Genomic DNA, 21,162 nt, shown 5'->3' with positions numbered 1-21,162 from the left:
AGTGAACAACACCCTGGTTTGTCGGTATTGACGTAAAATTTTTTATAAAAATGTGAATACAACTGCAATCTTTAGTGACTCGTTTATCTCTCTATTTTATATCTATTTAATATCTATTCTTTTAAAATCAATGTGTTGTTATTTTGGCGCTGTCAACTTATTGACAATTATAATGCTGGTTAATCATTGTTATTTGAGATAAATTGATAGCTAAATACACGTCTAGAAATCTAAAAAGAGGTTAAGTTTAGACTTAATGGAAACCACTCATCACGCCTACCGTTTGGGTCGGTGTACAATTAATCCCCTTGAAAATAAACTAGTTTGTGATGATAGTGAGCACGTTTTACAGCCTAAATTCATCGAGTTATTAGGTTGTTTAGTTGCCCGTTATCCTGAGCCAATTACTCGCGAAGAGTTAATTAATCTTGTTTGGGATGGTAACCATTTTGTAGGAGAGAAGGCGTTAACAAATGCTATTTGGCATTTACGTAAGGCGTTTAAAGAATTAGACCCAAACTCAAGTTACATTGAAACCTTGCGTAAAACAGGGTATCGATTGGTTCAATCACCTGAAAAAATTGAACAGCAACCTAAAAAAAATATACCCAGTTTCAAACGTGCTCAAGTTTATGGTGTTGCTGCTGTATTTATGCTTTGCGTATTTGCTGCGTGTGTATTCTGGTATGTTTCTAGTTATCAAACAAAGCAGCACACGGCCTTTGTGATGCCGATAAACAGTATAGAAAGTGTAACAGCAAGCCCTGGGCGTGAAATTTATCCTGCCGTATCAAATGATCAACATTACTTGGTTTATTCATGGCGCCGTTTAGATAAATCTGCGGATTTATATTTACGTGACCTCCATTTTCCTGAGCATCCAGCAAAACAGCTAACCGACAGTGTAGAGACTGAAGGGCGCTCCGTGTTTAGTCCTGACTCAAGCACCTTATATTACTATCGTTATACGCAAAACAGTGCGTGCGAAATAGTGAAACTATCACTTGTAAATGCGACGAGCGTTGTCCTGAGTGAATGTCGCCGCGAAGGTGGAACTGATCTTGATGTCAGTGCCGATGGTAAAACACTCGCTTATATCGGTGAGTATGTAACCGAAGCCGGCGAAACGGTAAGCCGCATTAAGTTACTGAGCCTTGCATCAGATAACCTACATGAAACATCTATTCCTTGTGTTGATTATTGCCATATTAACGATGAGTCCGTGTCGTTTTCACCTGATGCAAAACATGTCGTGGTTACTCGTAATGTTGAAAACGACCAGCAAGCACTTTTTATGATTGATGTACAAACAGGGCAAGCTAAACGACTTACTCCAAACTTTGCCTTTATTCATGGTGTTGATTGGCATCCGAGTAAGAACTTACTGGTTTTTTCGGCAACTAAAGGCGGTAAGCGTTATGGTTTTTTCTACGATATTGAACAGCAAAAGCTGATTAACACTCAAGTGGCAGGGATGAGTTCGCCAAGGTATAGCGCTGATGGCAGTGTCTATTTTCATCAATGGGATATAGACAAGGTGATTACACGGCTAAAAATTGATGAGCAAGTTGCCAGTTCACCTTTTTCTATGCTTTCCACTAATTTTAGTTCGCTTTTTCCAGAATATAATTCGGCGCAGAAAAAGCTATTATATGTATCAAATGAGTCTGGCAGCTCTCAATTATGGATAGTTAACCCAGATGCAAGCTCGCGTAAACAGTTGACGAGCTTTCCACATGTTATTGGGCAAATACTTGACCCAACGTGGTCAAAGGATGGGCGCTACATTTTGTTTTCAGTGCTGGATAAAGGGCTGAGTACACTTTATCTATATGACTTTAAGCTCGATAAGAGGCAAGCGTTAAATATTCCATTTGCCTATGCACGCAAACCAACGTGGTCTAGTGATAACCAATCTATTCTTGTGTCTGACAACGATTATGTTTATCGATTTGATTTAAAAGGTAATAACCTTGGTAAAGTGATAAGTTCTCCTGCTAAATATGCTGTTGAGTTATCATCGGGTGATATTCTTTTTACTGATAACAATAAGGCTATATGGATAAAACACCATGGAACGGGGCAAGAACAGGTACTTGTTGACGATATCCATTTAGCGAGGCATTTTTCGTGGTTATTTGTCGAGAAGAATGAATACAATGATGCGCGTATTTATTACTTTAAAGTACGCGTTGGTGATTATCGTATTAGTTATTATGATTTGGCGAAAAAACAGCATTTTGATGTGATGGCATTACCCGAGCGTGCTTATAGTCGTTCATCAGGGCTGACCTATGTGGATGATGAACGCTGGCTTGTATACACGGGATACCTGTCACCTGAGATTGAAATTAAGCGTCTTCCTGCGGCATTTCTGCCGCAGTAAAATTAGCACTTACGATAAATATCAGGGCTCATATCATAAATGTTTACGCTTAAACTATAAGAACGGCGACAGTACTTTCTTAAGCAATTGAGTAGTTGTTCGCTTAGTTGCTGCTTTTGTTCAACGGTTCTACCTTCCATGATAGATGCAGCAATATGGATGAAGCCATCTTTCCCTTCACCTAGCTCATAGTGTTGGTAGGCAATAGCACGTGTTTTAATGGTCGATAATTCGAATAAACCAGAATCGAATACCGCTTGGTGGACTTTTTCAACCAGCACTTGAGGAAGAATAGGGAGATCTTCTGAATGTTCAATAACAATATGCGGCATGAGGCTCTTCCTTAAAAGCGGTAACTAAAACCGATGTTTGTTTGAAATTGGTTTAATACATCACCATCGAAGTGCCAAAGGCATTGTTCGTTTTCGGATGCAGGCAAAGTACATGAGATGTTACTTGCATTATTTACAATAGTCGCCAACCAGCGAGTTTCAACATAAATTCGCGCTTGGTCTGTAAATAGGTACTCAGCGCCACCGTATAAGCCTGAAGTAAAAAAAGTGTCGGAATCAGCAAAATCAGTACTGACGTGATTTGCGCCAATTTGGGCACCAACAAAACCAACTATATGGTCAGCTAATGGCACCTCTATGGCACTTTGAAATAGCAGGTATTGCATCTCGATTTGCTTATTGGCTTGGTCTTTCATATCAAGTTCGGTTGCTGAATAAAAGAATCCATAACGAGCATTATCAATGGTTCTGTCTAGGCTAACCGTAAAGTGACTATCATTTTCTAACTCGATTTTAAGGTTTTCTTCGGTCTGTACTGAGTTAGTAAAGTTTTTGCCGAAACCAGCGCTAATAGAGTAGCCAGCGTGAGCGGTACTACTTAAGAACATTAAACACAGTAAACTGAGCGGTTTTTTCATGGTTTAGGTGCTCGTTGTTGAAGATATTTTGAGATAGTATTGAAACATAGCAAGCAAATAGTTGTAAATGGACAACTATCGCTTTTTAATAAGGATAACGAAGATGAAGACACTAAAACTTGCTGCACTGACAGCCTCAATCATCTTGTTGAATGGTTGTTCGGATGACGCGGCTTCTGTAAGTTTAGGATTGTTTACGACTAAAGATATTAAAGTGGTGTCGCAACAAGACCCAATCATTAGTGGTGTTACCTGTCATATCAGCCATATTGAAGCAAATCTTGATTTTGCAGATCCTTCAGATATGTCAATTGCCTGTCGTCAAACTGGTCCCATTACTGCTGAACAGTTACAAAAAATAGACCGCAGTAAATCCGGTGATGTGGTATTTAAATCATCAAAGAGTATTTTATTTAAATCATTGAAGGTGCGTCGTATTTACGATGCACCAACCCGTACTCTTTTGTATTTATCATACTCGACAAAAGAATCATCAGGCAGTCATCACCATGCTTTATCAACCGTTCCGCTTTATAACACAGATGCATGGCAGTGGGCGCAAGGACAAGAGTAAAATATGTTAACCCTATTTAAATCTGCTCCCTTACTTGACGAGCAGGAGCAACAGTGGCTAATAGACACATTTATATGGGCTGTTGAGCATTTTGATAGCGATTACTTTTTACAGAAGACGCAGATTGTATTACCCAATAGCCAGTTTTTCCCAGACAGTGTCACGAGCGTTGAAGATATGGCTAAAACAGTATTTTCTCGCGTTGTTGGCTATGCGGGGATGAAGGCGTGGCCTGTAAGTTTAGTATCACCCTCACAGCTTGTTCCACAGGTATTTCCGCACTTTGAGTTTCAGGCTTCTCTAAGAGGAGAACACGCTCAGTTAATCGTGCCTGCGAATCACTTAATTAATGTGTCTTTTAACCCAAACCAAATAAATCAGCCACAAGACTTAGTTGCAAGCTTCGCTGGAACACTTGCGACAATACTTATTCATCACGTTGGTGTTTTACCACCTGGAGGTAAAGAGTTTTTACCACAGGCCAGCGACGCACTTGCTTGTTTTTTAGGATTTGGTGTGATGATGAGCAATACTGTGTATCAATTTAAAGGGGGCTGTGGATGTGGTTATAACCCCTATGCCAATCGCCAAGCCGCGTTAACCGAGCCGCAAACCTTATTTATGCATGCTTTGGTATCGCATTTTAAAGGCGATAATCAGTCTAAAAAATACCTAAAGCCTCATTTACGAGGTCAGTATAAGAAAGCGCAAAAGCAAATAAAGTTATTAGTTAATAGTAGTGCTAACCCGCTATTACTTGCGTTGGATGAACAAAAAGTAGGGTAAATAATCAGTGCCGTATTTAGATGAGTTTTTATTAATTGCTGTCGCGCATTTTTTTGCTGTTGCAAGTCCTGGCCCTGACTTTGCTGTTGTGCTTAAACAAAGTATTCAGCATGGCCGTCAAAATGCACTATGGACAAGTGCGGGGGTGGGGGCAGCCATTTTACTTCATGTTGCTTATTGTGTATTGGGTGTTGCCCTTATCCTATCGCAATCGCCGAGCTTATTTATGGCATTAAAATATCTGGCGGGTGCTTATTTAGCGTATTTAGGCGTACACGCTTTACGTAGTGCAAAACCGGCTGATAACACACAGCCAACGCTTGCTCAGGCTGAGCCTGAGTCAGTGTATAAAGCTTTTAGGCGTGGCTTTTTTACCAATGCACTGAACCCAAAAGCAACGCTGTTTTTTATGTCGCTTTTTACGTTAGTTATCAGCCCTGAGACCCCAGTATTAGTGCAAGCAAGCTATGGGGTGTATATGGCTTTGGCAACTTGGGTGTGGTTTTCATGTTTATCACTGGTGTTAACAAAAGCCGCTGTGCGAGAATTTTTCTTAAAAAGTGGTTTTTGGTTTGATAGAGGTATCGGCGTGATCTTAATTGCGTTGGCTATTCGTGTTGTTGTGTAAGGTGAATTATGACTATTTATAATTTTTCGTTTGGTTCAAACATGTCATCAAATCGGTTGTTGGCACGATTACCTCAAGCAAAACGTATCGGTACGGCCATACTCAGAGGCTATGAGCTGACATTTGATATGGTCAGTACCGATGGCTCAGCGAAATGCAGTGTTCGCCAAACTTCTCAGCCAGACGCACTGGTTTATGGGGTCGTCTATGAGCTTAATGAAGATGAAAAAGCGATTCTAGATACGATTGAAGGCCCTCGCTATGACTGCGTTGATGTGTCTGTTGAATTGTTAGATGGAGAGCAATTAACAGCACATTGTTATATCGCCAATACAGTAGACGCTGCACTTTTGCCATTCGACTGGTATCTACAGCATGTTCATCGCGGTGCGCTTGAAGCTGGCCTGCCAAATGATTACAGTGATTCAATACTCGCGCGCGAAAGTTGCGATGATCCAGATAAAACCCGAGCAGCGAGAGAGTTCGCTATTCACAACAATAAAAATGACCAAGGGACATTATGAAACTGTGTAAACTAGCCGTTGCTGCGGCCTTATTATCAAGCTGTTCATTCTTTAGTTACGCTGATATCGACAGTGAAAAAATTGAGCAAGTAATTGAAACATCAATGGCACGTTTTGATGTGCCTGGTATGGCTGTTGCCATTGTTGAAAATGACAAAGTCGTTTTGGCAAAAGGGTTTGGGGTGACCAACCTTGATACGGGGAAAAAGGTTAATAAAGACACTTTATTTGGTATCGCCTCAAATACGAAAGCATTTACTGCAGCCGCTTTAGCGAAGCTGATAGATGAGGGAAAGTTAAACTGGGACGACAAAGTAATTGATCATCTACCTGAGTTTCGCCTGTACGACCCTTATGTAACACGTGAAATGACGATTCGTGATTTATTGAGCCACCGTAGTGGCCTAGGTTTAGGGCAGGGCGACTTAATGATTTGGCCTGACACCGATAAATCGATTGATGAAATCATTGCCGGTCTTAAGTACTTAAAACCAGCCAGTAGTTTTCGTAGTAAATACGCGTATAACAACCTAATGTTTGTGACCGCTGGTGAAGTTGTGGCACGTGTGTCAGGGATGAGCTGGAATGATTACATTGAGAAAAATATTCTAGAGCCACTTGATATGAAAAACTCTCGAGCTGGTTTTTCACGCATTCCAGAAAGTAATAAAAACTGGGCCACAGGGCATATTCCTATGGATGGCCAGTTACACCCGTTTTTTGTTAATTATTTAGAAGACTTTCGTGGTGCCGGTGCTATCGCTTCAAGTGTCAATGATATGAGCCAGTGGCTACGCACGCAACTTGCCCATGGCCAAATGCCAAATGGCGAACAGTTATTTACTGAAAAGCAGCAACAGCAAATGTGGCACCCGCATATTACCTCTTTAGCATCGAAAAGTGCATACGAGGCATACCATCAACAATTTAGAGGCTATGGTTTAGGCTGGAGTATTGAAGATTTTCATGGCATTAAAAAATTAGGTCATGGTGGTGGGATTTTAGGTATGGTCTCTCAGGTGACCTTACTACCAGAAAAAAACCTAGGTATCGTTATTCTAACCAACCAGCAAGCGTTTAGTGCGTTATCTGCAGTTACTTATGAAGTGCTTGAAGATGCGCTGGATTTGGAAGATAAAGATTGGGTCGAAGAGTTAGCTAAAAAGCACTTTGAAGGTAAAGAAAAAGCCTACGCAAATGCTAAACCAGAAACACCGGCAGATTATCAACCAAAGCTACCAAATATAAATTACACAGGCACACTGCATGATAACTGGTATGGTGATGTGGTAATCGAAGAGCTTAATGGGCAGTTACGTATCGACTTTACGCATACTAAACGCTTGAAAGGCCAGCTTGAACATTACACGGGTAATACGTTTATTGTGAAGTGGGATGAAAAGCTACTTGAAGCCGATGCATTTATTGAGTTTCAAATGAGTCCCGAAAACCGCGTTGAAAGTGCCAAAATGCGAGCAGTTTCAACTGCTGTGACAGATTTTAGCTTTGATTTTAGAAACCTAGATCTACAAGCTAAAAAGTAAACCAAAGTCGCAAAGCCGCTCAAAAGCGGCTTTGTTATAATTGGCTGACAATTACTTCAAGGAGCGCGTAATGAGAACGGCCGTTATCTCTCATCCATTTTGTCGAAAACATAAAATGATTGAAGATCACCCTGAGTGTCCTGCGCGTTTAGATATGATCACTGACCGCTTATTGGCAAGCGGTGTTGATATCGCAGTCACTCATTTACAAGCTCCTAAAGCCACACGTGAAGACTTTTTACGTGCCCACGATGAGTCTTTGGTGCGTCACGTAGAGCAAACTATTCCAGAGTCAGGCCTTGCAGAACTTGATGGTGACACATGGCTGTGTCCCGACTCAATGAAAGCAATTGAACGTGCTGTTGGAGCAGGGTTATTAGCTGTTGATGAAATTCTTGCTGATAAGCTAGATGCCGCTTTTTGTTCAGTGAGGCCGCCTGGTCATCATGCAAACAGGACCACCTCTGCTGGTTTTTGTGTGTTTAATAACTTAGCAATTGCCGTGCAGTATGCAAAAAGCAAAGGAGTGAAACGCATTGCCATTGTTGATTTTGATGTTCACCACGGCAACGGCACACAAGACATCTTTTTAAACGATGACAATGTACTGTTTTGCTCTTTGTTTCAGCATCCATTCTATCCTAATACAGCGGTTGAAAATAATCCGACTTTGGTAAATTCACCTTTACCTATTGCCAGCGATGGGACTGATCTAAAAGCGGTTTATTATGAGCAGTGGTTACCTAAACTAACTGAATTTAAACCCGAGCTATTGTTTATTAGTGCGGGGTTTGATGCACACTTAGAAGATGATATGGCAAGTTTGAAGTTTGTTGAAGATGACTACGCTTGGCTTACGTCACAATTAGCGGAGCTATGCCAGCAACAAGGCTGCAAAGGCATTGTATCATTTTTAGAAGGCGGGTATGCCTTGTCAGCACTAGGGCGTAGTGCTGTTGCTCATATCAAAGCGCTGGTGGATACAGTTTAATTATCTAGCATCATAAAAGCTTGTTCCGGCGTTAATTGAGTCACTTTACTCAAGCAGCAGCTCCCCTCTTGTGCAAGTTGTTGCGTCACTCGTTTTGCCAGTTCTGTGCTTGTGATTGGTGTCACGTCGTTGTTATATAAATCAACATACCTTCCAGCTTTATTCAATAGTAAAAGCTCGTTTCGCTGCTCCTTAGTTAAACTATAGAGAAAATCATTTAAGTCGCTCTCACCTTCAAGGTACGCTACTTCTTGCTTACTAAAAATGATCAAAGGAAATGATAATTGCATTTATTGTCCTGTATCAAAGCCCGATATAATGAAATGATTATAATTGCTAATTCCTGTAAGAACTAGGTAAGTCTACTTATGAGTCAACCAAGACGGCATCAAAAGGTCGGGGATGTTATTTCGCAAAAGCTGGTATCGTGCCCTGCACATACCCCTTTGGTTGATGCTGTGCGGTTGATGCATGTTCATAGTGTGACGGCTATTTTTGTTAAACACGACCAATCCATTGTTGGTATATGGACTGAGGCGGACTGCCTAAACATTGATATTACAAGCCCTGAATTTAAAAATGTACCTATTCATGAGGTTATGTCAGCACCGGTGGTGTCCGTACCAAGTCAGTGTTTACTGAGCGATGCGACACTGCGCTTTCAACAGCATGGTATTCGACACTTATTAGTGATGAATAGCGATAAACAGCCTGTTGGTATGTTGAGCTTGTCGGACATTGTGCACAATCAAGGGCTTGATCACTACCTACAATTTCGTCCTATTCATGAACAATATCGCACTGAATTAGACATTGTTGATGCAAATTTGCCAATAGAAAGCGTGGTAGAGATTATGCGCACGAGCCGCCTAGAAAGTGTGCTTGTTTATAATTCAGCCTCAGCTATTCATGGCATTATCACACAGCGAGATATTGTTGGGCTAATTATTCAAACTGAATGGCTTAACCCTTGCTGGCAATACGCAAGTTATCCATTGATAGAGATAGACAGTGACAGCAGCTTGTTTGATGCATATCGTCTTATGTCTGAACATAATGTTCGTCATTTAGCGGTGAGAGAGACTGATATTTGTGGAGTCATTTCGTTTGCAGATTTAATCACAGAAATAGAGTCAGCGTATTGCTGCGAACTGGAACGAGCGATTGAGCAGCGCGATATTGCCTTACAAAAGTCGCAACGAAATTTATTTTTAGCTAATAAAATTATTGATGCGTCATTGGATGGCATCATGCTAACTCGTAAAGATGGCACGATTATTCAAGTTAATCCTGCATTTACTAAACTCACAGGGTTTGAAGAGCATGAAGTGATTGGCAAGCGACCGAGCATTTTAAGCTCGTCTATGCACAGCCGTTCATTTTATCAAAAAATGTGGCATGCCATAGAGTATGAAGGGGTTTGGCAAGGAGAAATTTGCAACCGTAAAAAAAGCGGTGAAGAGTTTGTTGAATGGCTGACGATTATTCAAATTAAAGATCCAAATGTTGATGAAGTACTCTATGCGGCTATTTTTAGTGATATAACAGAGCGTAAGCGAGCGGAAGAAAAAATCTCACAACTGGCGTATTACGATGAACTAACCGGTTTGCCAAATAGACGGTTATTTCACGATAGGTTGTCAATTGCGTTAAGTGCAGCAAAGCGTAATCAAGATTTATTAGCCGTTATGTTTGTTGACTTAGACCGTTTTAAAGAGGTGAATGACAGCCTAGGTCATGATGCGGGTGACAATCTTTTACAACAAATAGCAGAGCGCATTTCATCTGTACTACCTGAGGGGGATACCCTAGCTCGTTTAGGCGGGGATGAGTTTGTACTTTTATGCGAAGTTGAGAGGATTGAAGCATTACTTGGATTTGCAGAGCAGGTCTTGCAACAAGTCAGTATGCCTTTGTTAATTAATGAGCAGGTGGTGGCGATAACCGCTTCCATTGGGGCCGCAGTGTTTCCAGATGATGGTATCGATAGTGCTACCTTGCTTAAACATGCTGATATTGCAATGTATCGGGCAAAAGAGGTGGGTCGAAACTCATTTCAATTGTTTAAGCCGGCCATGAATGCACGCTCTCTTGAGCGTCTTGCAATGATGAGTCGTTTGCAAACAGCCATAGAGAACGATGAGTTTGAATTGTACTACCAGCCGAAGCAATACCTTGAAAGTGGCCGAATATCTGGCGTGGAAGCCTTACTGCGTTGGCAGGAGCCAAGCTTAGGAGTTATCTCGCCAGCTAAATTCATTCCATTGGCAGAGGAACTTGGCTTAATTGTAAAGCTGGATATGTGGGTTATAGAACAAGCCTGTAAAGAGTTAGCTATATGGCAGCGAAATGATATTGAAGCAGGGCGTTTAGCGATTAATATTTCAGCTAATCATTTACGGCAAGGGCAATTGGCTTCTAATGTTGAACGCTTATTGAGAGAGTATGAGGTGGACCCATGCAAACTTGAAGTCGAACTCACTGAGAGCTGCTTCATAAGTCATTTTAGTGAAGCTAAACAAGAGTTGCTGGCACTTAAAAAGCTGGGCGTTCATATTACGCTTGATGACTTTGGGACTGGCTATTCAGCATTGAGTTACCTAACCAAATTACCTATCGATACACTTAAAATTGATGCCAGCTTTATTGCTAAGGTCCCCGATGAATATGGCAATAGTGAGATTGTTTCGGCGATTGTCACACTAGCTAAGAGCTTAAATATACACGTTGTTGCAGAAGGTGTTGAGAAAGTGGAGCAGTTAAACTACTTACAAGGGCTTAACTGCGACACGATTCAAGGTTATTACTTCTGCCGCCCCATTACGAAACAGCAGTGGTATGACTTTTATCTTAATACTCAAACATAGTTTAGCTTAGGGTGATTTCATACGAAGTAAACTTTCGAATATTAATGACGCCAGTGTCAAAAATTAAGTATTGGCCTTTAATGCCTTTTAAAACACCTGAGACTTCTGGAGCCTTATCAAAATTGAATGAGCTGATCTTGGTTGGATATTCGTCGACAGGGTAATCAAGAGTCACAACGTCCTCATCTAGTTTTTCGATGGCTGTTGCACCAAATAACTCGGCAAGTTCATCTAACTTTTCTTCAATTTGTGGCAGTAACTCTGTGGCAGCAGCCTTTAGGTCGAGCACGTCAGATTGCCCTTTTAGCATATTACGCCAATTGGTTTTATCAGCAATAAACTTGGCTAACGCGACTTCAACTAAACCTGATTGCAACCGAGTCTGTACTTTAAAAATAGGTAGGGCTTGAGTTGCCCCTTGATCAATCCAGCGGGTCGGGATTTGTGTATGACGGGTAATCCCCACTTTTAAGCCAGAAGTATTTGCTAAATACACATAGTGCGGGATCATGCAGTTTTCTTCACCCCACTGTGGCTCACGACACGTGCCTTGGTCATAGTGACAAGTTTCGGGTTTCATAATACACATATCGCAACTTGCTAGTTTGCGCATACAGACAAAGCAGTGTCCTTGTGAGTAACTTTTTTTGGTTTTCTTACCACAGTTACAACAAAAGATATTGCCGGTGTGCGTAAGTGTGAGTGTTTTTCCTATATAGTCGTTTAAAGGTACTAGTTCATCACCAACAGGTAGTTGATATTGTACAGGTGTACTGTGAGTCGACTTGAGTTTACGCAATGTACCTTGCATCTTTACTTGGCCCCTAAAGATGTAAAAGGGGTAGTGTAACACGCTCTATTTCGATTGTGTGTCGATAAGCTCAAGATATTCATCAACAGCCAAGGCTTTGCTGTAAAAGTAGCCTTGGCCATGATCAGCGCCCATTTTTATAAGCAATTGCTCTGTTTCTTGATCTTCTATCCCCTCGACCGTGATATTCATGTCAAGGTTATGGGCCATATCAATCGCTGTTTTTACGATCACTTGGTGAGTATCGTTATTGGTTAAATCGAGAATAAACGATTTATCTACTTTAATTGTGCTAAACGAGTAATTAACTAAGTAATTAAGGGAAGAGTAGCCAGTGCCAAAGTCATCTAAAATCACTTGGCTCCCTAATTTATTTAACTCATTAACAAAGCGTATCATATCCTTGTGGTTTTTTATCAATGCATATTCAGTCAGTTCAAATTTTAACTGATTGGCAAAAATACCTCGTTTTAAAATGGTATTTTCAATTTTTTCAACCAGTTTAGGAATGGCTAAGTTTTTGGCACTTAAGTTAACACTAATCGTATGTTCTTTATGCCCGTGCTGATTGAGTTTTGCTATGGTTTGGCATGCTTTCTCAATTACCCATAAGCTCAATTCATTGATAAGTCCCGTTCGCTCAGCAAGCTGGATTAGTTGTTCGATATTTAAATTTTGATCAGCACTTGGCCAGCGTAGTAGGGCTTCAGCTCCTGCAATTTTGCCCGTGCGTAAATCAATGATTGGTTGTAAATATATCGCTAATTGCTCATTACGAATAGCGTGCTGTAATGATGCAGCTAAGCTTAAATCCATATCAACATAGGCAGAGTCGAGAGTTTTAATTGCCTGTTTTTGAGAAATTGCGAGAAACCCCCGTTGTAACCAAGAATCAAAGCCATCATTTTCAATGGGCTCGGTAACACTGAATCGGTAATAAAGCTGCAAATCGAGGCCTGCAATTTTATATTGCTTTGGCAGCTGTTTAGCGATATTACCTAACTCATCGTATAAGTCACTTTTAGGCTGGATTTTGGTTGATATAAAGGCCAGCATACCATTACCTAAATCAGCTATTTTAGGGCTATTATCCAGTGCATATTCAAGGTTAATAAACTGCCTATGCTTGGCTAAGTGGTTTTCTAACGAAAGAGCAACCGTTGTAATAATCTTACTACTTTGGCTCGGGTTTAAGATGCTAAGTAATGCATTGAATTGCTCAATCTTAATTAAACACAAATGTGCGCTGCGTTTTTCATTTATTAAACTCATGTATCCTTGCTTGAGCATGGCTTGGTTTAATAATTTTGTTTGTTGAGTGTGAGTTGCGTGATACAGCGCTTTTTCGCGTTGATAACGCACTCTGTCAGCCAGTGCCATTGCCATTAAAACAATTTCGCAAAGTATAGCCATTAAGAATAAGTGACGAGTTGTAAAACTGTAGGGAATAAAGCCAGTTAATTCCAGTGGCTGTACAGCAGCACCAATAATAAGCGGTATCCATGACATGACATAAAACTTCGCCCATCTGAAACCACTAATTAGTTTCTTATAAATCATGGTAATACATAAAATATAAAGAATGACCATAATGGCAAAAAAGATCTTCGAGGAGTTATATTCCAGCATAAAAAAGCTCATTAAGCCTAAGCTGAAAAGAACAGCCAAGAAGCTAAGGCTGAGTTTATATAGTCGGCAATTATCTTTGTGATAGCGCAAAAACATGGTGCAAAATGCAACCGTAAAAAAGGCAATGGCGTAGTTACTAAACACTATTTTTTCGTTAAAAAATAATTGCCACGACAGTGGCCAAAGATAAAAGCCAAACCCAAGCACAGAACCCATTAGTAACAGGGCAGAAAGAATGTAGCCAATATAAATGAGATAAACACGATCACGGATACCCAAAAAAAGTACAAGGTTATAAAGAGCAGCCATAATCAGCACGCCAATAAATATTCCCCAAATACCAGCTTGTGAACGCAATAAGTCTTGAAATTCTTTTTTACCGTAAATATTGATGGGTGTTTTGCTTATCCCGACAGTATCTACTTTTATGACCAAAGAGACTTTTTCACTGCCCTTTAATGTTAAAGAGGTGTGTGGTGTACTGTACTGAAATAAAGACAGCCCACTGACCTTATCACCTAGTTCAATCGTGCTAATAAGTTGTTGCTGTTCATTGAGTTGATATACAGTGAGGTAGTCAACCATAGGGTTATCAAAATGAATAAACAAATCAATCGGGTGCGGCTGCCTATTTTCTAAATCGAGTTTTAACCAGTAATCTTTTGCGGCTAAACCCCACTCAATGTGCTTAAAAGGCTTTTTTTCAAGTTTGCTCGGTTCACTTAAAAACTGTAAAAGAGTAAGCGACTTAGTCTCATCAATGCGGTAAGCATTTTGAGAGTAAACAGGGGCTGTTTTGTCAATGGTGTAACGAGTTGGGCTCGCCAAGTGAGACGATAAAGTGCAGATAATAAAAAATAAGATCGCAAGAATAAAAAATGACAAAAAATGATATTTTAGCGTTTTACTATTCAAAATGACTTCTTAGCTTAGTTTGGCTCCTCAATAGTGTAGCATTAAAAAAGCGCAGATAAACTGCGCTTTTTCTTAGATTTAACTGGTTTGACCTTACGCTTTTTCGCGCGCTATTGCGCGATAAGCTATGTCAGTGCGGTATTCCATACCTTCCCAGCTAATATCATCAACAAGCTTATAGGCACGTTGTTGTGCTTCAGTGACAGTATTGCCAAGTGCTGTTGCACACAATACGCGACCGCCAGCTGTAACTACATGCTCGCCATCTTGCTTCGTGCCTGCATGGAATACTTTCTCACCTTCAGGGTAGGTTACTTGTAAGCCATTGATCGCATCACCTTTCGGGTAGCTGCCTGGGTAGCCTTTTGCAGCTAAAACAACACCCACTGCTGCACGAGGGTCAAATTCAATATCTGTTTTATCAAGCTCTTCGCGGTTAGCCGCTTCAATTAGCTCAACAAGATCTGATTTAAGACGAAGCATCATAGGTTGCGTTTCAGGGTCACCAAAACGACAATTGTACTCAATAACCTTTGGTGTTCCATCCGCAGCAATCATAAGGCCTGCATACAAGAAACCTGTGTAAGGGTGGCCTTCTTTTGCCATTCCCTCAACGGTAGGGTTAATCACTTCATTCATGATACGTTGGTGAATTTCATCAGTCACAACAGGCGCAGGTGAGTAAGCACCCATACCACCAGTATTTGGACCTTTATCGCCATTGTAAGCACGTTTGTGATCTTGGCTTGTTGCAAACGGCAGTACGTTTTTGCCATCGACCATGACAATAAAAGACGCTTCTTCACCTTCTAAGAACTCTTCGATAACCACACGGCTACCTGCTTCACCAAAGCTGTTGCCAGCAAGCATATCGCGAATAGCTTCTTCAGCTTCAAGCTCTGTCATGGCGACAATAACACCTTTACCCGCTGCTAAACCGTCAGCCTTAACAACAATCGGTGCACCTTTTTCTTTAAGGTATTCAAGGGCAGGGTCGATTTGCTCAAAGGTTTGGTAATCAGCAGTCGGGATCTTATGGCGAGCCAAGAAGTCCTTAGTAAACGATTTAGAGCCTTCTAATTGTGCCGCACCAGCTGTAGGGCCGAAAATAGCTAAACCGTGTTCACGGAATGTATCAACAACACCCAGTACCAGTGGTACTTCAGGACCAACAATGGTGAGTTCAACGTTGTTTGCTTTAGCGAAAGCTAAAAGACCTTCAAGATCTTCAACATTGATTGCAACGTTCTCAAGTTTTGGCTCTAGAGCCGTGCCTGCGTTACCTGGAGCAACGAAAACGGTGTTTACTTTACTGTTTTGGGCAGCCTTAAACGCAAGTGCGTGTTCGCGGCCGCCACTGCCGATGACAAGTACATTCATGGCGAAATAATCCTATTTAAAGCGGTTTTTTAAACTTCAGCGTCATACGGTCACTTTCACCAATCGCTTTATACTTCGCGGCATCTTTTTCGCCTAAACGAAGGCTTGGTGGGAGTGTCCACACCCCTTTAGGGTGATCAGCTGTATCAAGTGAGTTTGCATTAATGTCACTGCTTGCTACCAGTTCAAAGCCAGCTTGTTTGGCAATATCAATTACATAGCTTTGCTTCATATAACCTGATGATTTTTGATCTTCATCGCTACGCTGTTCTGGTAAACGGTGTTCAACAACACCAAGTGTACCGCCTGGTTTTAGGGCTTTATAAAACGATTTGAATGCGCTTAGTGCACCTTCTTTATCTTTGCCCATGTACCAGTTATGAACATTCCTGAAGGTTAAAACCATATCAGCACTGCCAGCAGGAGCAATATCAAGATGCGTGCTAGGTGCAAATTCTGTGAGTTTTACTTCACTGAAACGTGCATCTTCTGCAATTTTCTTTTTAAACCCTGCGAGTGAACGCTGATAGTAACCTACTGAGGAATCAGCTGGGAAATGTGCTGCATAATAAGTCCCTTTACCTTTTAATGCTGGAGCTAAAATCTCAGTATACCAGCCACCACCAGGCGCAATCTCAACGACAGTCATTGATGGCTCAAAACCAAAAAAGTTAAGCGTTTCGATTGGGTGACGATATTCATCACGGGCACTGTTATCACTACGCTCAGCTGCACTGACTGCTTTTGTGAGTGCTGAGTTTAGGTCTTGGCTAAGAGCGTGTGCAGAAGCAAGTGTAAGGCTTGCAACAAGTATAGATTTTAGAGCAAATTTCATCGTCTGTTCCTTCATTAATTAAGCAATTAGTAATCAGAATACGTGAATTTGTAGCAAACAAAAAGGGTTAAACACGCTGTTTAACCCTTTGTGTGATTAGTGGCGGAAATGGCGCATACCTGTGAATACCATTGCCATACCTGCTTCGTCAGCTGCGGCGATAACTTCTTCATCACGCATTGAGCCACCAGGTTGAATAACAGCTGTGATGCCAGCGTCGCGAGCGGCATCAATACCGTCACGGAACGGGAAGAATGCATCAGATGCCATAACAGAGCCTTTTACTTCTAAGTTCTCATCAGCTGCTTTGATACCTGCAATTTTCGCTGAGTAAACACGGCTCATTTGGCCTGCACCTACACCGATAGTCATGCCGTCACGTGCATAAACAATCGCGTTCGACTTAACGAATTTAGCGACTTTCCAGCAGAATAATAAGTCTTTTAACTCTTGCTCAGTTGGCTGGCGCTTAGTGACAACTTTAAGATCGCTCTGCGTTACCATGCCAAGGTCGCGGTCTTGAACTAGGATACCGCCATTAACACGCTTAATATCATGACCTGTTGCATTACCTGTCCACTCGCCGCACTCTAATAAACGTACGTTTTGCTTAGCAGAGACGATTTGTGCTGCTGCTTCAGATACTTTAGGCGCGATGATAACTTCAACAAATTGACGCGCAACAATCGCTTCTGCCGTGTCTGCATCTAATTCTTTGTTGAATGCAATGATGCCACCAAATGCTGATGTAGGGTCTGTTTTGAATGCGCGATCATAGGCTTCAAGAATGTTGTCACCAATTGACACACCACAAGGGTTCGCATGTTTTACAATAACACACGCTGGTACGTCGAATTCTTTTACACACTCTAATGCTGCATCAGTGTCAGCAATGTTGTTGTAAGAAAGTGCTTTACCTTGCAGTTGTACCGCCGTTGCAACAGACGCTTCAGTTAACTCGCTTTCAACATAAAAAGCGGCGTCTTGGTGTGAGTTTTCACCGTAGCGCATATCTTGTTTTTTAGTAAACTGCATGTTGATTGTGCGAGGGAATTTAGTGTCTTCAGCGGCTTCCTCAGTATAATCAGGAACCATTTTACCGAAGTAGTTTGCAATCATGCCATCGTACTGAGCGGTGTGCTCATAGGCTGCAATAGCTAGATCAAAGCGTGTTTTATACGTTGTTGAACCATTATTGCTTTGCATCTCGCTGATTACACGGTCGTAATCTTTTGCATTGACAACAATAGTCACGTCTTTATGGTTTTTCGCCGCTGCGCGAACCATCGTTGGGCCACCGATATCAATGTTTTCAATCGCATCTTCTAGGCTGCAGTCTTCTTTCGCAACAGTGTTTGCGAAGGGGTATAAGTTAACTACAACGATATCGATAGCTGAGATGTTGTTCTCACTCATCACGTCTTCATCTTGACCGCGACGCGCTAGAATGCCGCCATGAATTTTTGGATGAAGTGTTTTAACGCGACCATCCATGATCTCAGGGTGACCAGTATGGTCAGATACTTCAGTGACTTTAATGCCATTATCAGCAAGTAATTTACAAGTACCGCCCGTTGATAAAATATCGACGCCTTGAGCTTCAAGAGCGCGAGCAAATTCAACGATACCGGTTTTATCTGACACACTTAATAGTGCGCGACGAATTGGACGATGTGTATCCATTGTAGTTTTGATTACCTCAGTGTTTGAGCTAGCTTAGAAAGGCGGTATTTTAACTGAATATGGCTCAAAAGACGATGTTTAAAGGATGAGGATTTTGCATAGTTTTTGTTGTTATAAAAAAAGCACCCGAAGGTGCTTTTTTCAAAACTTTTATACCAGTTGTATTGGATTAGTAAACGTTTATTAGCAAAATAAATATGCTGGCTTACTATCAGTCCATTAAAACGGGTATCAGTTCATGCCGTATTTTTTAAGCTTCTTACGTAAAGTACCACGGTTGATACCTAGTAAGATTGCTGCACGAGTTTGGTTACCACGCGTATACGTCATTACTTCTTCAAGTAATGGTGCTTCTAGCTCAGAAAGAACAAGGTCGTATACGTCTTGTACGTCTTGACCATTAAGTTGCTTTAAGTAGTGATGAACCGCTTTTTTCACTGCATCACGCAACGGCTGTGGTTTCTCGTGTGACTGTACATGAGGGTTTGTGATAAATGGAGAAGTCACGTTTTGTTCGAACATCGTTATATGTCTCTTTCTTTCTTAGTTAGCTGCTAGTGTTTTAAAGTATTCTTCTAATGCGTCGATTTGTGCCTGTGGGTTATCTAACGCATTAAATACTCGCCTAAACTGACCGTCACTGTCATGGGTTTGCAAATACCAAGATACATGCTTTCGAGCGATACGCGCTCCCATTGGCTCCCCGTAAAACTGATGAAGATTGTCTAAATGCTCCATCAAAATGCTTCGCACCTCTGCAATTTCAGGTGCTGGCAAATGTTCTCCAGTTCGCAAATAGTGGTCTATCTCCCTAAAAATCCAAGGGCGACCTTGGGCGGCTCGACCAATCATAATGGCATCTGCACCCGTATAATCTAAAACCTGTTTTGCTTTTTCTGGTGATGTAATATCACCATTGGCGACAACAGGTATAGATACTGAACGTTTAATATCCCTAATAGTGGCGTACTCCGCTTCACCTTTATACATACATGCGCGCGTGCGTCCATGTACAGCCAGTGAAGCAATGCCATAGCGTTCAGCTATGCTCGCAATCTCGACACCATTACGGTTATCCTGATCCCATCCAGTGCGGATTTTCAGTGTTACTGGGACATCGACTGCATTAACAACCGCATCGAGTATCTCTTCTACTAATTCAGGAAACTGTAATAAGGCAGAGCCTGCGAGTTTCTTATTCACTTTTTTAGCAGGGCACCCCATATTAATATCTATGATTTGTGCACCATTGCTGACATTGAATTGTGCTGCCTGTGCCATAAGCTCAGGATCGGCTCCGGCAATTTGCACCGAGCGAATACCCGATTCACCGCTGTGATCCATACGGTTCATCGACTTTTCGGTTTTCCACACTTTCGGGTTCGACGAGAGCATTTCAGATACAGCAAGCCCCGCGCCTAAGCGTCGGCAAAGTTGTCGAAATGGTCTGTCTGTAATGCCTGCCATAGGCGCGACAATTACATTGTTCTCAAGTTGGTATGAACCGATACGCACTGTTATTCAATAGGCCTCTTTTCAAGGGGCGCTAAGTTTACGGTTTTTTTTCCAAAAATCAAAGGCTATAAATTGAACAAAAGTGACTTTTTTTTGCCCTTTTTGTATTGACTTTTGATAACAGTTTGACGAGCGGGTCGATTTGTTTGTTATTTAAACAAAAAAAATTTAGCCGTTTTAAAATGGTAAAATTTACGCATGTAAAAATAAGGTAAAGCCTGTTAAATAGTGGCTTTACCTTGCGTGTTATGGATTAAAAGTATTGTGTGTTTTATGCCTTTTTTGTGCCGCTCACGCGTGTCCATTCACCTTCAATGGCGATATCATCAAGGGCTAAAAATGGGGCATAAACGTCGGCAACTGATTGCGCTTGCTCTTCTAAAATACCTGACATGGCAATTTTACCATTGGGTTTCAACAACCCTAAAATGATCTCATGAAGCTCCCTTAATGGTTGCGCAAGAATGTTTGCAACGACGATATCAGCGCTAAATTCAGGCTGATCTTCTGGCAAGTAAACTTCAAGTTTGTCGGCCACGCCATTACGCTCGGCATTATCGCGGCTCGCTTCAATGGCCTGTGGGTCAATATCGATACCGATCATACGCTCAGCACCTAATTTTATGGCCGCTATGCCTAAAATACCCGAGCCACAGCCAAAATCGACCACAGTTTTACCTGTTAGATCTTGGCTTTCTAGCCACTTTAAACATAGTGCAGTCGTTGCGTGTGTACCCGTACCAAATGCAAGGCCTGGGTCAAGCAATACGTTAACAGCGTCAGGATCAGGAATATCTCGCCAACTCGGACAGATCCAAAGGCGTTCACCAAATTGAATCGGGTGGAAGTTGTCCATCCACTCACGTTCCCAGTCTTTGTCTTCAAGTTGTTCAATTTTATATACAAGCTTGTCAGCGAGTGTTGCTTCTGCTTTTAATGTCGCCACTACACTGTCCATATCATGGTTAGCGTCATAGAGGCCAATCACTGTGGTATCAGCCCATAGTTGAACGGTCCCCAGTTTTGGTTCATAAATCGGGGTGTCTTTTGCATCGACATAAGTCACTGATGCACTACCTGTGTCCATCAGTAAATCACTGATCATGTCAGCATTATCAGCGTTTGCATTAATTCGAATTTGGATCCAAGCCATGATAATCTCT

General features: G+C 41.5%; 19 protein-coding genes. 8 read left to right on the top strand and 11 right to left on the bottom strand.

Translation table 11 applies throughout. The features are described 5' to 3' along the window. Window positions 1–256: 256 nt before the first annotated feature. Window positions 257–2,386: a winged helix-turn-helix domain-containing protein gene (locus L3V41_RS04185; RefSeq protein ID WP_062568668.1), complete on the top strand. Its 2,130-nt coding sequence runs from the start codon at window positions 257–259 to the stop codon at window positions 2,384–2,386. 2 nt (window positions 2,387–2,388) lie between these two features. On the opposite strand, the gene L3V41_RS04180 is transcribed toward L3V41_RS04185, so the two are convergent. Continuing rightward, complete coding sequence (locus tag L3V41_RS04180) at window positions 2,389–2,718, bottom strand: 5-carboxymethyl-2-hydroxymuconate Delta-isomerase (RefSeq protein ID WP_062568669.1); 330 nt, start codon at window positions 2,716–2,718, stop codon at window positions 2,389–2,391. A gap of 11 nt (window positions 2,719–2,729) precedes the next feature. Continuing rightward, entirely contained in the window at window positions 2,730–3,317 is a 588-nt protein-coding gene (locus tag L3V41_RS04175) for an outer membrane beta-barrel protein (protein WP_193987791.1), read from the bottom strand. A gap of 103 nt (window positions 3,318–3,420) precedes the next feature. Between L3V41_RS04175 and L3V41_RS04170 the strand changes: the two genes are divergently transcribed. The 6 genes from L3V41_RS04170 (at window position 3,421) to L3V41_RS04145 (ending at window position 8,364) form a co-directional block, all read left to right on the top strand. Next, window positions 3,421–3,891: a CreA family protein gene (locus L3V41_RS04170; RefSeq protein WP_062568671.1), complete on the top strand. Its 471-nt coding sequence runs from the start codon at window positions 3,421–3,423 to the stop codon at window positions 3,889–3,891. Between the two features lie 3 nt (window positions 3,892–3,894). Further along, complete coding sequence (locus L3V41_RS04165; protein ID WP_062568672.1) at window positions 3,895–4,677, top strand: hypothetical protein; 783 nt, start codon at window positions 3,895–3,897, stop codon at window positions 4,675–4,677. 7 nt (window positions 4,678–4,684) lie between these two features. Continuing rightward, window positions 4,685–5,305, top strand: a complete 621-nt coding sequence (locus tag L3V41_RS04160; protein WP_062568673.1) for a LysE family transporter — start codon at window positions 4,685–4,687, stop codon at window positions 5,303–5,305. Between the two features lie 8 nt (window positions 5,306–5,313). Further along, window positions 5,314–5,829, top strand: coding sequence for a gamma-glutamylcyclotransferase family protein (locus tag L3V41_RS04155; protein ID WP_237127205.1), 516 nt, complete (start codon window positions 5,314–5,316; stop codon window positions 5,827–5,829). Continuing rightward, the gene (locus tag L3V41_RS04150) at window positions 5,826–7,373 is read left to right on the top strand and encodes a serine hydrolase (RefSeq protein WP_237127204.1); all 1,548 of its coding nucleotides are present in this window, start codon (window positions 5,826–5,828) and stop codon (window positions 7,371–7,373) included. Before L3V41_RS04155 ends, L3V41_RS04150 begins: the two co-directional genes overlap by 4 nt. 70 nt (window positions 7,374–7,443) lie before the next feature. Continuing rightward, window positions 7,444–8,364, top strand: coding sequence for a histone deacetylase family protein (locus L3V41_RS04145; protein ID WP_062568676.1), 921 nt, complete (start codon window positions 7,444–7,446; stop codon window positions 8,362–8,364). Here the strand turns inward: L3V41_RS04145 and L3V41_RS04140 are convergent. Next, on the bottom strand, window positions 8,361–8,654 hold the full coding sequence (locus L3V41_RS04140) for a hypothetical protein (protein ID WP_062568677.1): 294 nt from the start codon (window positions 8,652–8,654) through the stop codon (window positions 8,361–8,363). The genes L3V41_RS04145 and L3V41_RS04140 overlap by 4 nt on opposite strands. Window positions 8,655–8,732: 78 nt before the next feature. Between L3V41_RS04140 and L3V41_RS04135 the strand changes: the two genes are divergently transcribed. Continuing rightward, window positions 8,733–11,231: an EAL domain-containing protein gene (locus L3V41_RS04135; protein ID WP_237127203.1), complete on the top strand. Its 2,499-nt coding sequence runs from the start codon at window positions 8,733–8,735 to the stop codon at window positions 11,229–11,231. Window position 11,232: 1 nt separating this feature from the next. Here L3V41_RS04135 and L3V41_RS04130 read toward each other — a convergent pair whose 3' ends face one another. The 8 genes from L3V41_RS04130 to prmA all read right to left on the bottom strand — a co-directional run bounded on the left by L3V41_RS04130 (window position 11,233) and on the right by prmA (window position 21,152). Further along, complete coding sequence (locus tag L3V41_RS04130; protein WP_062568679.1) at window positions 11,233–12,042, bottom strand: DUF2797 domain-containing protein; 810 nt, start codon at window positions 12,040–12,042, stop codon at window positions 11,233–11,235. Between the two features lie 45 nt (window positions 12,043–12,087). Next, a complete protein-coding gene (locus L3V41_RS04125; protein WP_237127202.1) occupies window positions 12,088–14,586 on the bottom strand; it encodes an EAL domain-containing protein in 2,499 nt (832 codons plus the stop codon). A 93-nt stretch (window positions 14,587–14,679) separates the two neighbouring features. Next, window positions 14,680–15,966 carry a phosphoribosylamine--glycine ligase gene (purD, locus tag L3V41_RS04120; RefSeq protein ID WP_062568681.1) on the bottom strand — a complete coding sequence of 429 codons (1,287 nt, stop codon included), beginning with the start codon at window positions 15,964–15,966 and terminating at the stop codon, window positions 14,680–14,682. Between the two features lie 16 nt (window positions 15,967–15,982). Next, the gene (locus tag L3V41_RS04115) at window positions 15,983–16,801 is read right to left on the bottom strand and encodes a methyltransferase (RefSeq protein ID WP_237127201.1); all 819 of its coding nucleotides are present in this window, start codon (window positions 16,799–16,801) and stop codon (window positions 15,983–15,985) included. A gap of 96 nt (window positions 16,802–16,897) precedes the next feature. Beyond that, complete coding sequence (gene purH, locus L3V41_RS04110; RefSeq protein WP_062568683.1) at window positions 16,898–18,484, bottom strand: bifunctional phosphoribosylaminoimidazolecarboxamide formyltransferase/IMP cyclohydrolase; 1,587 nt, start codon at window positions 18,482–18,484, stop codon at window positions 16,898–16,900. Between the two features lie 231 nt (window positions 18,485–18,715). Continuing rightward, window positions 18,716–19,006, bottom strand: a complete 291-nt coding sequence (gene fis / locus L3V41_RS04105) for a DNA-binding transcriptional regulator Fis (protein WP_002957804.1) — start codon at window positions 19,004–19,006, stop codon at window positions 18,716–18,718. Window positions 19,007–19,027: 21 nt separating this feature from the next. Beyond that, the gene (gene dusB / locus L3V41_RS04100) at window positions 19,028–19,999 is read right to left on the bottom strand and encodes a tRNA dihydrouridine synthase DusB (RefSeq protein ID WP_062568691.1); all 972 of its coding nucleotides are present in this window, start codon (window positions 19,997–19,999) and stop codon (window positions 19,028–19,030) included. Window positions 20,000–20,270: 271 nt separating this feature from the next. Beyond that, window positions 20,271–21,152, bottom strand: coding sequence for a 50S ribosomal protein L11 methyltransferase (gene prmA / locus L3V41_RS04095; protein ID WP_062568692.1), 882 nt, complete (start codon window positions 21,150–21,152; stop codon window positions 20,271–20,273). Between the last annotated feature and the right edge of the window lie 10 nt (window positions 21,153–21,162).

This window comes from Pseudoalteromonas sp. L21, from assembly GCF_021728035.1.
GTDB lineage: Bacteria > Pseudomonadota > Gammaproteobacteria > Enterobacterales > Alteromonadaceae > Pseudoalteromonas > Pseudoalteromonas arabiensis.
The sequence above is the reverse complement of the archived record's forward strand: the minus strand, read 5'-3'. Positions and strand labels throughout refer to the sequence as shown.

Bases quoted from the DNA above. Each gene is read 5' to 3' on its own strand.
- L3V41_RS04175 (WP_193987791.1), bottom strand. From the start codon at position 3,317: ATGAAAAAACCGCTCAGTTTACTGTGTTTAATGTTCTTAAGTAGTACC.
- L3V41_RS04165 (WP_062568672.1), top strand. From the start codon at position 3,895: ATGTTAACCCTATTTAAATCTGCTCCCTTACTTGACGAGCAGGAGCAA.
- L3V41_RS04180 (WP_062568669.1), bottom strand. From the start codon at position 2,718: ATGCCGCATATTGTTATTGAACATTCAGAAGATCTCCCTATTCTTCCT.
- L3V41_RS04115 (WP_237127201.1), bottom strand. From the start codon at position 16,801: ATGAAATTTGCTCTAAAATCTATACTTGTTGCAAGCCTTACACTTGCT.
- L3V41_RS04140 (WP_062568677.1), bottom strand. From the start codon at position 8,654: ATGCAATTATCATTTCCTTTGATCATTTTTAGTAAGCAAGAAGTAGCG.
- fis (WP_002957804.1), bottom strand. From the start codon at position 19,006: ATGTTCGAACAAAACGTGACTTCTCCATTTATCACAAACCCTCATGTA.
- L3V41_RS04150 (WP_237127204.1), top strand. From the start codon at position 5,826: ATGAAACTGTGTAAACTAGCCGTTGCTGCGGCCTTATTATCAAGCTGT.
- L3V41_RS04155 (WP_237127205.1), top strand. From the start codon at position 5,314: ATGACTATTTATAATTTTTCGTTTGGTTCAAACATGTCATCAAATCGG.
- L3V41_RS04170 (WP_062568671.1), top strand. From the start codon at position 3,421: ATGAAGACACTAAAACTTGCTGCACTGACAGCCTCAATCATCTTGTTG.
- purH (WP_062568683.1), bottom strand. From the start codon at position 18,484: ATGGATACACATCGTCCAATTCGTCGCGCACTATTAAGTGTGTCAGAT.
- purD (WP_062568681.1), bottom strand. From the start codon at position 15,966: ATGAATGTACTTGTCATCGGCAGTGGCGGCCGCGAACACGCACTTGCG.
- L3V41_RS04185 (WP_062568668.1), top strand. From the start codon at position 257: ATGGAAACCACTCATCACGCCTACCGTTTGGGTCGGTGTACAATTAAT.
- L3V41_RS04145 (WP_062568676.1), top strand. From the start codon at position 7,444: ATGAGAACGGCCGTTATCTCTCATCCATTTTGTCGAAAACATAAAATG.
- L3V41_RS04135 (WP_237127203.1), top strand. From the start codon at position 8,733: ATGAGTCAACCAAGACGGCATCAAAAGGTCGGGGATGTTATTTCGCAA.
- prmA (WP_062568692.1), bottom strand. From the start codon at position 21,152: ATGGCTTGGATCCAAATTCGAATTAATGCAAACGCTGATAATGCTGAC.
- L3V41_RS04130 (WP_062568679.1), bottom strand. From the start codon at position 12,042: ATGCAAGGTACATTGCGTAAACTCAAGTCGACTCACAGTACACCTGTA.